The sequence below is a fragment of the Paraburkholderia sp. A1RI-2L genome (genome assembly GCF_048957375.1).
Lineage (GTDB): Bacteria > Pseudomonadota > Gammaproteobacteria > Burkholderiales > Burkholderiaceae > Paraburkholderia.
The window spans coordinates 203,218-216,287 of record NZ_JARBTA010000005.1; the positions used below are offsets into that span (position 1 = coordinate 203,218).

General features: G+C 64.0%; 11 protein-coding genes. 3 read left to right on the forward strand and 8 right to left on the reverse strand.

The window, feature by feature from the left end; all coding sequences use genetic code 11:
• Nucleotides 1-279 precede the first annotated feature (279 nt).
• Nucleotides 280-1,440: a porin gene (locus PWP93_RS33715; protein ID WP_421047892.1), complete on the forward strand. Its 1,161-nt coding sequence runs from the start codon at nt 280-282 to the stop codon at nt 1,438-1,440.
• 112 nt (nt 1,441-1,552) lie between these two features.
• Here the strand turns inward: PWP93_RS33715 and catC are convergent, their stop codons facing one another.
• From catC to PWP93_RS33745, 6 genes are all read right to left on the reverse strand, one after another.
• Nucleotides 1,553-1,837, reverse strand: coding sequence for a muconolactone Delta-isomerase (gene catC / locus PWP93_RS33720; protein WP_421047893.1), 285 nt, complete (start codon nt 1,835-1,837; stop codon nt 1,553-1,555).
• Nucleotides 1,838-1,883: 46 nt separating this feature from the next.
• Nucleotides 1,884-3,212 carry a short-chain fatty acid transporter gene (locus PWP93_RS33725; RefSeq protein ID WP_421047894.1) on the reverse strand — a complete coding sequence of 443 codons (1,329 nt, stop codon included), beginning with the start codon at nt 3,210-3,212 and terminating at the stop codon, nt 1,884-1,886.
• 75 nt (nt 3,213-3,287) lie between these two features.
• The gene (locus PWP93_RS33730) at nt 3,288-4,289 is read right to left on the reverse strand and encodes a 3-hydroxyacyl-CoA dehydrogenase (protein WP_421047895.1); all 1,002 of its coding nucleotides are present in this window, start codon (nt 4,287-4,289) and stop codon (nt 3,288-3,290) included.
• Between the two features lie 2 nt (nt 4,290-4,291).
• Nucleotides 4,292-4,993 (reverse strand): SDR family oxidoreductase, encoded by a 702-nt coding sequence (locus tag PWP93_RS33735; protein ID WP_421047896.1) that lies wholly within the window; start codon nt 4,991-4,993, stop codon nt 4,292-4,294.
• Between the two features lie 42 nt (nt 4,994-5,035).
• Nucleotides 5,036-6,088: a cyclase family protein gene (locus PWP93_RS33740; protein WP_421047897.1), complete on the reverse strand. Its 1,053-nt coding sequence runs from the start codon at nt 6,086-6,088 to the stop codon at nt 5,036-5,038.
• Nucleotides 6,089-6,149: 61 nt separating this feature from the next.
• Nucleotides 6,150-6,893, reverse strand: coding sequence for an IclR family transcriptional regulator (locus PWP93_RS33745; protein WP_421025691.1), 744 nt, complete (start codon nt 6,891-6,893; stop codon nt 6,150-6,152).
• Between the two features lie 312 nt (nt 6,894-7,205).
• Here PWP93_RS33745 and PWP93_RS33750 point away from each other — a divergent pair, with 312 nt between their 5' ends.
• Nucleotides 7,206-8,537, forward strand: coding sequence for an MFS transporter (locus PWP93_RS33750; protein WP_421047898.1), 1,332 nt, complete (start codon nt 7,206-7,208; stop codon nt 8,535-8,537).
• A 33-nt stretch (nt 8,538-8,570) separates the two neighbouring features.
• On the opposite strand, the gene PWP93_RS33755 is transcribed toward PWP93_RS33750, so the two are convergent.
• Nucleotides 8,571-9,536: a LysR family transcriptional regulator gene (locus PWP93_RS33755; RefSeq protein ID WP_421047899.1), complete on the reverse strand. Its 966-nt coding sequence runs from the start codon at nt 9,534-9,536 to the stop codon at nt 8,571-8,573.
• 151 nt (nt 9,537-9,687) lie between these two features.
• Between PWP93_RS33755 and PWP93_RS33760 the strand changes: the two genes are divergently transcribed.
• Entirely contained in the window at nt 9,688-11,973 is a 2,286-nt protein-coding gene (locus tag PWP93_RS33760; protein WP_421047900.1) for an NADP-dependent malic enzyme, read from the forward strand.
• A 151-nt stretch (nt 11,974-12,124) separates the two neighbouring features.
• Here PWP93_RS33760 and PWP93_RS33765 read toward each other — a convergent pair whose 3' ends face one another.
• Nucleotides 12,125-12,916, reverse strand: coding sequence for a hypothetical protein (locus tag PWP93_RS33765; protein ID WP_421047901.1), 792 nt, complete (start codon nt 12,914-12,916; stop codon nt 12,125-12,127).
• Between the last annotated feature and the right edge of the window lie 154 nt (nt 12,917-13,070).

Here is a 13,070-nt window from a genome sequence, read left to right on the forward strand (position 1 = left end):
TCGATTTCCACAATAATCTAATTCACCGATTCGACCGCAACGTCGCGCGATTGCCACACGCCCATGACATGCCGGTGACAGTGCGAGCTTCGAATTTTCCTTTCCGCACAAAGTTTTAAGCAGGGGAATTCCGATATTTCCATATTCTGCAATTGACTGTTCCAGCGTGAGGACACGCCGTTCCCTGAGCATGCGCACTTAAACTTCGCTCCAGGATTGACGGGGTGGCTCCAGTACCCGGACCACTTCAGCTCGGTCTGAATGTCACAAAGGAAAGTCATGAAGCACACTTTGATTATTGCGGGCGTCCTCAGCGCATTCGCAGTTTCGGCTCACGCGCAAAGCAGCGTCACGCTGTATGGCGCGCTGGACGCGGGTATCGTCTATGCGAACAACGCGGGCGGCCACGCCGCGTGGAATCAGGGCAGCGGTGCACTGTCCGATACGTACTTCGGCCTGAAGGGCAGCGAGGACCTGGGCGGCGGCGTGCATGCCATCTTCAGGCTGGAAAACGGCTTCAACCTGAACAACGGCCGCGACACGGAAGCCGGCACGATGTTCAACCGCCAGGCCTGGGTTGGTCTGCAAAGCGACCAATATGGCGCGCTGACGCTGGGCCGCCAGTACGATTCGATGGTCGATTACCTGTCGCCGCTCTCGGAAGCCGGTTCGGGCTTCGGCAACAACATGGCGGCTCACCCGTTCGACAACGACAACCTCGATCACTCGTTCTCGATCAAGAACTCGGTCAAGTACTCGAGCGCCAACTATGCGGGCTTCAAGTTCGGCGGCCTGTACGGCTTCAGCAACGATGCGGGCCAGTTCGCGAATAACCGCGCATGGAGCCTTGGCGCATCGTATGGCAACGGCCCGCTGAACTTCGCGGCGGCTTACCTGCAGATGAACAATTCGCGCACGAACAGCAATGCGAATGGCGCGAACTCGCCGGGCAATGGCAATAACTTCAACCTGGCGGCGGAAACGCAGCGCACCTTCGGTGCGGGCCTGAACTACACTTATGGCCCCGCAACGGTGGGCTTCGTGTGGACCCACACGCAATACCAGGGGCTGATGTCGGGTGGCCAGGGGGGCAATACGCAAATCGTGTTTACGCAACCGAACACGGGCCTGCGCCTCGACAACTTCGAGCTGAACGGCCGCTATGCGCTGACGCCGGCACTGAGCCTCGACGCCTCGTACACGTACACCGACGGCAAGCTCACGAGCAACGTGGGTTCGGCTGATCCGAAGTGGCACACGGTTTCGCTGCAAGCCGACTACTCGCTCTCGAAGCGCACCGACGTTTACGTCGAAGGTGTCTATCAGCACGCTTCGGGCCAGTTGAACGGCGTTTCGAACGTTGCCATGATCAACACGCTGTCGCCTTCGACCACGCCGAACCAGGTCGCCGCAACGGTGGGTCTGCGTCACCGCTTCTAATCGAGGCGATCGTCCGATTATCCGATCGGAATTCGGCCCGCTATGCGAAATGCGCTCACGAGGTGCATCTCGCCGGCGGGCCGGTTGTTTTTCCCGGACTGGCTGCGCCGGTTCAATTCGGCGTGATGGCCGAGGGATGCTGGGCCAGCGGCGTTACCGCGATTTTCATGAACGGGAAGAGCGGCAGCGCGGCAAGCAGCGTATGCAGTTCGTCGTTCGACTCCACATCGAAAACGCTGTAGTTTGCGTACTCACCCGCGACGCGCCACAAGTGACGCCACTTGCCTTCGCGTTGCAGCTTCTGCGAGAACGCCTTTTCTTCTGCCTTCAATGCATCGGCGTAGCCGGCGTCGGTGCCGTGTGGAATTTGCACTTCCATGTGCACGAGATAGAGCACGTTCGGTCTCCTGTGAATAGCGAGTGGGGTTTTAAACGTTCCGGGATCAGCCCCAGACGAGAATCGCCACCGAATAGACAATGCCGATCCAGAACATCATGATGACCGTATAGCCCATGATGTCCTTGAGCTTGAGTCGCGAGAGCGCGAGCGCCGGCAGGATCCAGAACGGTTGCACCAGATCGTTCCAGGCGTTGCCGAGCATCACTGCAACGGAGGTGTGACCCACGGATGCGCCGATCGTCTTTGCGGCCTCGATCATGAACGGACCCTGGATGACCCAGTGGCCGCCGCCGGAGGGCGCGAAGAAGTTGATGACGAACGAGCTGATCAAGCCCCAGAACGGCAGCGTGCTGGGCGTAGCGACCTTGACGAAGGCCGCGGAGAGTGTGTCGACGAGCCCCGAGGACGCCATGATCGCCATGATGCCCGCGTAGAACGGGTATTGAAGAATGATGCCGCTGATCGTGCGAATGCCTTCATTGAGTTTCTCGACATAGCGGATGGGCGTGCCCAGCAGCAGGATGCCGAGGAACAGAATAAAGAAGTTGATGAGGTTCAGATCGATCGAGCCGCCCTGGACGAAGTGCAGCGCCACATAGCCCATGCCGATTGCGCCGATCACCAGGCTCAACAGGCGGCTGTTGTTCAGGCGATGGGCGAGGGTGCCGTTCTCGTCGGTGTCGAGCACGGGAGCGGCGGCCTTGGGCGCCGCGTCCAGCGCGCGATCGATCTCCTTTACCGGCTGGCCCGCTTTCGGATGCAGCCACGCGTTCAGGAGCGGCAGCGTCACGATGGTCACGAGGCTCGTGATCAGCATGGCGGGCGAGAAAATCGTTTCGGAGAGCGGAATGATGCCCATCTGTGCTTCGAGCGGATGGCCCTTGGTCGAGATCAGCACGGGAATGCTGGCGGAAAGGCCGAGGCCGTAGAGCGTGAAGCCGCTGTATGCCGACGCGATGATGAGCGGATAGTGCACGCCCTTCACGCGCAGTGCGAGCTTGCGCGCCACGATGCCGCCTACCACGAGGCCGAAGCCCCAGTTGAGCCAGCTGCCGATGCCGCCCACCAGCGTCGCCACGATAATCGCCGTGCGCGGCGAGTTCACCTGCGAGACGAGCCGGTCGAGAAACCGGTCGGTGAGCGGGGCGGTGGCGAGCACGTAGCCCATCGCGAGAATCACGGCCATCTGCGTCGTGAAGGCGAGCAGTGCCCAGAAGCCCTTGCCCCAGCTCGCCGTGAGCGCGGTGATGGCCTGGCCTTGCACGGTCACGGCCAGCACCATCGTAAGCAAGGTGAGGCCGATCGCAAAGACAAAGGGATCGGGCAAGTACCGGCGCATCAGCTCGGTGAAAAACGCGGTGATTCTTTGCATGGGTATGTCTCTTTTCAGTCGTAATAGTCGTGTGGTCTCTCTTGCGGTGACGTCGCGTTCGCGCGAACGTTCACTTCAATCCTTCTCGGGCGGCGTGCTCTTGCGGTGTTTCGCGAGCCGCATGAGCTGGCGGTCGCGCCACGCCACGCGCGCCTCCCATTGATCGAGCGGCAGCGCCGCGCGCCGCGCGGCTTCCACTTGCGCGACGAGTTCGGGCGTCCACGGATCGTGCTGGCCGCGCTCGGCGCCCATCCGTTCATAGGACGGTCCCATCTTCAGCGCATGCGAGGCGATGCCGCCGCGCGTGTTCAGGTCGGCGGTCTCGAACGGGCCGATCACGGACCAGCGCGGCGCGAGTCCTTCTCGCACCACTGTGTCGATGTCGTCGACGGAGGCCACGCCATCGCGCACGAGGCAATACGCCTCGCGCAGCAGCGCGCCTTGCAGCCGGTTGAAGATGAAGCCGGCCACTTCTTTTTTCACGCGCACGGGCAGCAGGCCCGCTTCGGTATAGAGCGCGATGGCGCGCATGGTGGCGGCCGGCGATGTGAACGGCGCCGGCACGATCTCGACCACTGGCATGAGATAGGGCGGATTGCCGGGATGCGCGACGAGGCAGCGCGCACGGCCCGGCAAGGTTTCATCGACGAATTTCGACGCCGCGAGAAACGACGAGGCACTCGCGAGAATCGCATGCTCCGGCGCGGCGCGACCGATCTGTGCGAAGAGTTCGCGTTTGAGCTCGGCGCGCTCCGGCGCGCATTCCTGCACCAGATCGGCGTCGGCGGCCGCGGCTTCGAGCGTGTCGACCACCTCCACGCGCGCGGCGATTCGAGCCGCGCTTTCGTCGATCAACACGAAGCGCGAGAGGTCCGCGAGACGCGCGGCGAGTTCGGCAGGCGCTGCGGCGCGCCGCGCTGCGTCGGGATCGAAGAGGCGCACGCGCCAGCCCGCGCGCGCGAACTGGAGCGCGAACGCCACGCCGATGCTGCCCGCACCGACGATGCCCGCGCGCCGCGTGCCGGGGACCGTCGCAGCCGCGCCGCTGTGCGCTTCGAGGTGGTCGGCGGATTGCATCGTCAGACTCCCGCGACGCCGACCGTCATGCCGCCGCACACATAGAGCACCTGGCCTGTGACGAAGCCGCTGCGCGCGTCGAGCAGATACGAGGCGGCGTGAGCGACGTCGTCGGGCGTGCCCACGCGCTTCACCGGCACGGCGTTGACGATGGCTTGCGTGCGCGGCGCGCCAGGCGGGTTGGCGCGATCGAACAGTTCGGTGCGGATCGGGCCCGGGCCGATGGCGTTGGCGGTGATGCCGAACGCGCCCAGCTCCAGCGCCCAGACGCGCGTCATGCCGATGAGCGCCGCCTTGGTGGCCGAGTACGCGGTGCGCAACTCCTTGCCGAGCGCCGCGCGCGACGACATGTTCACGATGCGCCCGAAGCCCGCGGCTTTCATGCCCGGCAGCAGCGCCTGCATGCACTGCTGCGCGCAGCGCACATTGAGCGCCCACGCGAGTTCGAGCTCTTCGAGCGTCTGGTGTTCGGCGTCCGCCGGGACCACGATGCCCACGTTGTTGATGAGGCGCGTGATCGGGCCGTCCGCGAGCGCACGCGTGAGCGCGTGCGCCGTGGCCTCGATGTCGGAAAGGTCGGCGATGATGCCGTCGCCCACGCGGTCGATCACGACCGCTTCGTAGCCGTCTGCCTCGCAGCGGGCGGCGCATGCGGCGCCAATGCCGGCGGCGCCGCCAGTGATCAAAACTCGTTCTTTAGCCATATCGGGAATGCGAATCGAGATAATTTTGGAATGCGAATGAACTCAAACGGTGGCGACCGGCGTGACCGGCGAGCCCATCGCGCCCGGCAGCCGCAGCGGCGGCGCGGTGAGCATGAAGCGCGAGCGCTGGTGCTCGCGCAGCCACGCGGCGAGATCGCGCAAATACCACAGCTCGCCGAGCGGCAGCCCCAGCTTGAAGAGACAATGGTGGTGCAGCGGCATGAGCGGGTGCTCGCCCGGCGTGGCGGGCTCGCGCGCGGGGTAGCGCTCGACTGCGTAGTTGTCGGCGGCGAGCGCTGCAATGCCCGAGTCGGTGATCCACCGCAACAGTCGCGCGTCGCGGCCGTCGAGCGCGCTGCAATGGCTCGCGAGCACGGCTTCGTCGGGCTGGCGGTTCATCTCCATCACCATTTCGGCGAAACCGGTGCGCAGCACGAGCATGTCGCCGCGCTCCACTTCGATGCGCTCCGCCTGGATCACGCGCATGAGGTCGTCGTAGCCGACCGTGCGGCATTCGCGCCCGAAATGCGCGGCCAGATCGATCAGCACGCCGCGGCCCTGCATGCCCTTGACCGCGAGGTTCTCGATGCCGAGCACATCGGCATGGCTGTGCGCGCCGCCGCAGGCGTGCGGCGCGAAGCCGCTTTCCGCGCGGTATTCCATCGGGCCGACGATATCGCGGTTCGCGCGATAGCCGTTGTAATAGACGCTTTCGGCCACGCCGTCACCATCGGCGTCGAAACGCGCGCCCACGTGCGCGAGCGCATCCCATTGCGTCGAATACTGCAGCGAGAGCAGCACCTGGTCGTCGCTCACGACATCGGTGGCGCCGGGCTGGTTGCGCGCGAACGGGAAATTCACGTAGGGCAGGCCGTCGCGGAAGGTCGGCCGCAGCACGGGCGGATGGCGGCGCACGTTGAGCTTGCTCTCGCCGGGAAAGTCGAGCGGCAGCGAGAGCGTGAAGCTAAGCCCTGCGCGAATTTCGCGCGCGCCCTTGAGCACCTGCTCCGCACCAATGAGATTGGGGCGGCCCAATTGATCATCAGGGCCGAAATCGCCCCAGTTCGAGCCTTCCGGCCGGTTCTTCCAACGCATGCTCTGTTCCTCTCCGTCCTTGCCGGACGGTTGCGCCATGACTGCCGCCGGCGCCGGGCCTTCAGGCGGCCAGCAGCGACGGCGGGATTTGCGCGAATACCTCGAGCAGCGCCTGCACGGCGTGCTGCTCGTTGCTTAGAAGACGCGCCTTGGGCGCGCCGATGACGAGCGCGAACGCTTCGCCGTGAATCAGAAAACCGCGCGCGAGGCCGGCCACGTCCTCGATGCTTTCGCCCGTCGAGCGATGCCAGCCGTCCGCCACGCCTTGCTCGATCTCGTGCTCGAAGGTTGCGCGATCAACGAACGAACCGCCTGGCGCCACCGTCAACGGCTCGCAGCTGTCGAGCAGCTTGCGCCGCGCCGTGGGCGCAAGCGCGCCGAGCAGCGCCTTGCCAGCCGCGCTCGTGACTGACATAAAGCCGCCGGGCTCGTCGCTGTAGCGGATCTTCTGGCGCGACTCCATCACGTCGAGATAGACGACGCGGTTGCCCGCGAGCGTGGCGAGCGCGGCGGTCTCGCCGGTGGTGTCGCGCAGCGCGGCGAGCAGCGGCTGGAACATCAGCGTCAGCGGGTCCTCGCTGCAGATGTCGCGCGCGACATGCAGGAGGCGCTGCGTGGGGTAATAGCCGGCCTTCACGCCCGGAGCGTAGAGATAGCCCTTGGCCACCATCGTCTGCAACAGCGCGTGGCAGCTCGATAGCGGGATCTCGGTTCGACGCGCAATCTCGCTGTAGATCATCGGTTGCCGGACTTCGGCAAAGAGGTTGATCACGTCGAAGACGCGCACTGCAGTTTTCACATCCATGAGAGCATTATCGACATATCGATAATGCGCTGACAATATGCTTACGGGTAAACACCTAAATCGCGCGGCCTGGGGCCCAGACTGGGAACGGAGCGGATTCGGGTTATCCCTTGGTTGACGCTATAAAGCGAGCGCTTCATAGTCCGCACCGCCCGGCAACTGTTCGATAAATGAAAGCTTGTTCGTCAATCGAACGGCGACGATGTGCCTGCCACCTGCCTCGAAGCGGGGTGTTTCGCATCGGAAAGGCCCGGGTTCTGCGCGTTTCATATCGGAAACGCGGCGGCTGAAATCGATTTCTGGAGACGTAACGTGGCAGCTTCCTCTCTCGACAACCCGCATCACCAGGCCCGCCAGGCCCGCAAGGCTGGCATTGCCTCGTTCGTCGGCACGACGATCGAGTGGTACGACTTCTACGCATACAGCACGGCCGCGGCGCTCGTGCTCGGCAAGCTGTTTTTCCCTTCGAGCTCGCCGATGGTCGGCACGCTCGCGGCGTTCGCGTCGTTCTGGGTGGGTTTTCTCGCGCGCCCGATCGGCGGCATCGTGTTCGGTCACCTGGGCGACAAGGTAGGCCGCAAGAAGACCCTCATCATCACGCTCATGCTGATGGGCTTTTGCACCACGGCCATGGGCTTTTTGCCTACCTATGCGCAGGCGGGCGTGATCGCGCCGGTGCTGCTCATCTTCCTGCGGCTGCTGCAGGGCATTGCGATGGGCGGCGAGTGGGGCGGCGCGGTGGTGCTGTCATCCGAGCACGCGCCCAAGGGCAAGGAGATTCTCTATTCGGCCTTCGCGCAACAGGGCTCGCCCGCGGGCAACCTGCTCGCGACGGTGGCGTTTCTCGTGATCTCGATGCTGCCTGACCATCAGTTCATGACGTGGGGCTGGCGCGTGCCGTTCCTGATGTCGGCGCTGCTGGTGATGGTGGGCATGTTCATCCGCATGAGCGTGGACGAATCGCCGGCCATGAAGGAGCTGCAGGCGAAGAACAAGGTGGTGAAGCTGCCGATCGGCGAAGTGCTGCGCCACCACAAGTCGCTCGTGGCGATGGGCGTGGGTGCGTGCGTGATCGCGCTTTCGGCCACTTACTTCAAGACTACGTTCGCGCTGTCGTGGGCCGTGACTTCGATCGGGTTCGACCGCACGCAATTCCTGAGCGTCATCACGTTCGCCATCGTCGTGCAACTGATCGTGCAGCCGTTCGGCGCCGTGCTGGCCACGAAGCTCGATCTCCGGAAGGCGATCATCTACATGCTGGTGCCCGAGATCGTGGCGTTGCCGATCATGTTCATGATGATCGCCACGGGGTCGACCAAGCTCGCGATGTTCGGCATGGCGCTGGCCTCGATTCCGCATTCGCTGTACTACGCGGCCATGGCTGGCATGCTCGCAAAGGCCTTTCCGGCGCAGGTGCGCTACACAGGCATCTCGCTCTCGTACCAGATTTGCGGCATGGTGTTCGCGGGCACGACGCCGATTCTCGGCCAGTTCCTGCTGGGCGCCACGGGCAGCATTCTTTCGGTGGTCGCGCTCGGCATCGTACACGTGATCGTCACGCTGGTATGCGCGCTGATGCTGGTGTCGCGCATGCACAGCCAGCAGGCGATGCCCGAGCGCAGCGCGGTGGCGCAGCGGGTTTGACGCACGAGGCGGGGCGCAACGCGCGCCCTGGTATCACCGCCGCCCCGCCTCCACTTCCAGATAAAGCTCGCGCAACGCCTGCCCGAACACGGTATCCACTTCGCGCTGCACGCCCGCGCGCGTGAAGAGCGCAATGGGCGGCAGCGTCCAGTCGAAGGTGTAGGGCACGATCGCCACGCCCGCGATATGCACGAGTTCCTCGGCGATATCGGCGGGCACGATCGACACCGCATTCTCGTTCGTCGCGATCATTTCGCCGATCAGCCGCGACGTATAGCTCTCCATGATCGGCACCGGCGGCGCCACGCCCGCGTGCAGGAAGAGGTCGGAAATCTGCTCGCGCATGGGCGTGTTCGGCGCGCCCAAAATCCATTCCAGTTCCGCGAGTTTCTGCCAGCTCGACTTGCCGCGGCCGAGCCGCGCGGCGAGGCGTCGGCTCGCGATCAAGCGCGGCGTCTGCTGGTACAGCACGTCGAAACGCACCTGGTTCACGTCGGCGGTGGACGATGCGCGCCCGATCACGAGGTCGAGCGTGTGGTCGCGCAGGCGCGGCAGCAGCGTGTCGGTCGTGCCTTCGTGAATCGTCATGGTCACGCGCTGTGGCAGGCGCGACTGCGCGAGCCGGATCGCCGCGGCAAGCGTGCGCCCCGAAATGAACGGAATCACGCCCACGTGCATGCGCGTGGCATGGCCCGCATGCACCGCTTCGATGTCGCGCGCGAGGTGGTCGAGGTCGTGCAACATGGCCTGCGCGCGGGCCAGCACGACATTGCCGAGCGCCGTGGGCGTCATGCCGCGCGGCGAGCGATCGAACAGCGGCGCGCCGAACAGGCTCTCCATCTCGGCCAGCGCGTTGGTCACCGCCGGCTGGCTGGTGGCCATGTGCTCGGCCACCCGCGTGAGCGAGCCGTGCTGGCGGATCTGCAGCAGCAGCACCAGATGGCGTATTTTCAGGCGCGCGTTCAGGCGCCTCGTGACTTCTTCGGTACTGAATGACACGGCCGGCAAGCCCCGGGAGGGGTATCAGGAAAAAATAATGGCCCCATACTAAATCAAAATGGGGTCGTTATGCCGGCTCTCTAGAATGGCCCTCATTCGAACACAACCGTTGCGCCGCCATGGCGGCCGGCACCATATTGGAGTGAGGAACATGAATAAGACCGAACGTCAGGCCGCCCTCGAGTACCACGAATTCCCCACCCCGGGCAAGATTTCGGTCACGGCCAGCAAGCCGCTGGTCACCCAGCGCGATCTCGCGCTCGCCTATACGCCCGGCGTGGCCGTGGCCTGCGAGGAAATTGTCACCGATCCACAGAACTCGTTCCGCTACACGGCGCGCGGCAATCTGGTGGGCGTGATCACGAACGGCACGGCCGTGCTGGGCCTCGGCAATATCGGCGCGCTCGCTTCCAAGCCGGTCATGGAAGGCAAGGCGGTGCTGTTCAAGAAGTTCGCCGGCATCGACGTGTTCGACATCGAAATCACCGAAAGCGATCCCGACAAGCTCGTGGACATCGTCGCGAGCCTCGAAGCCACCTTCGGCGGCATCAATCTGGAAGACATCAAGGCGCCGGACTGCTTCACGGTCGAGCGCAAGCTGCGCGAGCGCATGAAGATTCCGGTCTTCCACGACGATCAGCACGGCACCGCCATTACCGTTTCGGCCGCGTTCCTGAACGGCCTGAAAGTGGTGGGCAAGGACATTTCGAAGGTCAAGGTCGTGGCCTCGGGCGCGGGCGCAGCGGCGCTCGCGTGTCTGGACCTGATGGTGGATCTGGGCCTGCCGCTCAAGAACATCTGGGTGACCGACCTCGCGGGCGTGGTCTATCAGGGCCGCACCGAACTGATGGACCCGGACAAGGAGCGCTTCGCGCAGGACACCTCTGCGCGCTCGCTTGCCGAAGTGATCGAAGGCGCGGACGTGTTCCTCGGCCTCTCCGCCGGCGGCGTGCTCAAGCCGGAAATGGTCAAGAAGATGGCGGACCAGCCGTTCATTCTCGCGCTCGCCAACCCCACGCCGGAAATCTTCCCCGAGGTCGCGCTCGAAGCGCGCCCGGACGCGGTGATCGCCACGGGCCGCTCGGACTTCCCGAACCAGGTCAATAACGTTCTATGCTTCCCGTACATTTTCCGCGGCGCACTCGATGTGGGCGCAACGACCATCACGCGCAACATGGAAATCGCGGCGGTGCACGCGATCGCGAAGCTCGCCGAAGAAGAGGTCAATGACTCGGTGGCCGCGGCCTACGGCGCTTACGATCTGCGCTTCGGTCCGAAGTATCTGATTCCGCGTCCCTTCGACTCGCGCCTCATCGTGCGCATCGCGCCGGCGGTGGCGAAGGCCGCGATGGAAGACGGCGTGGCGACTCGTCCGATCGACGACTTCGGCGCCTACACGAACGAGCTCCAGCAGTTCGTGTATCACTCGGGCGCGTTCATGAAGCCGATCTTCGCGGCGGCCAAGCAATTCGTGCGCGATGGCGCGAAGGCGCGCATCGTGTTCGCGGAAGGCGAGGAAGAGCGCGTGCTGCGCGCGGTGCAGGTGATCGTCGACGAGAAGCTCGCGCGTCCGATCCTGATCGGCCGTCCCGAAGTGCTGCTTGCGCGCATCGAGAAGTTCGGCTTGCGCCTGAAGCTCGGCGAAGATGTGGAAGTGACGAATCCTGAGTACGACGAACGTTTCCATCAATACTGGACCACGTATTGGGAACTGCGTTGCCGCGACGGCATCTCGAAGGAAATGGCGCGCGTGGAAATGCGCCGCCGCCTCACGCTGATCGGTGCAATGATGGTGCGCCTGGGCGACGCGGACGGCATGATTTGCGGCACCGTGGGCGCGTATCACGATCACCTGCGCTTCGTCGACGAAGCGATCGGCATGCGCCGTGGCGCGAAGACCTACGCAGCGATGAACATCCTGCTGCTCGACAAGCGCACGGTCGCCATCGTGGACACACACGTGAACGACAACCCGAATGCCGAGCAGATCGCCGAGTTCACGCTCGCGGCGGCGCGCCAGATGGAATGGCTCAATCTCGCACCGAAGGTCGCGCTGCTCTCGCGCTCGAACTTCGGCTCGGGCAGCTCGGCATCGGGCGCGAAGATGCGCGAAGTGCTCAAGCTCGTGACCGAGCAGAACCCCGATCTGGAAGTGGACGGCGAGATGCACGGCGACTGCGCGCTCGACGAAGCGCTGCGCCAGCGCATCCTCCCGCATTCGAAGCTCAAGGGCGCGGCGAATCTGCTGGTGTGCCCGAACGTGGACTCGGGGAACATCGCGTACAACCTGCTCAAGACCGGCGCGGGCAGCAACGTGGCGGTGGGGCCGTTCCTGCTCGGCGTGAATGCACCGGTGAACGTGCTCACGTCGAGCTCGACAGTGCGACGCATCATCAATATGACGGCGTTGACGGTGCTTCAGGCCAATCGCGACTGAGTTGCGTATGAGTCATGTCTGAATCGCGTCTGATCAGGCACGATCGATGAAGAAAGGCAGTGGTCCGCAAGGACTACTGCCTTTTTTGCCTGGGTGCCGATTTCCCGATTTCCCGATTTCCCGATTTCCCGATTGCGATACGCGGTCCGGTTCACAGACCTCGGGGTGGGGTGATCAAGCCCGTTGCGTAGCGCCGGTAGATCCAGCCCGAACCGGCACCGGAGATGCTCAACGCGGCGACCAGAACCAGAATCTGCGCGAACTGGAGAACGGGGCCGTGGCGGCCGTCGCGAAGAGCGTGGGAGATTAGTGCGGCGATCCCCATGATCAGGACCGCGGCAATACATATCGTCAGGGCGATCGTGAGCCAGGTGCCGATGATGGTCATGGCGTGCCCGTGAGTGTCACGCCAGGCGGCGCGCCAGCTTAGCGGCCTGCCGATCGCGACGTGACTCGACAGGAGGCATAGCCTCACATTCACCCAGATTGCGGCTAACGCCATGGCGCATGCGCTTGTCATGGAGAGCGCACGCGCATGCCCGTGGATGCCAAGGAAGCGCGACGCCGTTGCAACGAGCAGGGCGCCGGCCACCACCGCGACGATCATGACCACCGTCAGGCCATACGTCAGCCCCAAATAGCGCCAGTAATCGCGGCCAACCAAGGTGTCGATGGCGATGGCGTCATCGCCGAGCACCACGTAGCGCATCGCCTGTACGACAACGGCATTCGTGAGCAGGAGCTTTACCAGCCACAATGCGCCGATCGCGAGCATCACCTGCATGGAATGCGGTGCGGGAAGGTCACCCAGCGAGACCTGAATGAAGCGTGTGAAAAAAATGGCGGTGGTGCATACGGCAATGAACAGCGGCCGCTGCAGCACCATGTTCCCGGCGTCGCGCCATGCCCCAGCGACGCATTCCCCGAAAGAGATTGTCTGCATCCCAGACTCCCGCGCCGTTTCGACGGCGTTCGATTACCGTTTTATCGAAGTACGCACACGATGCTTTGAGTCGTTTTTCGTCGATGCATCGGTAGTGTCGCGATATTGTCATATCTGCCAGGAGGAGGCGACTGTTCATTAGCGCGCATTGGGT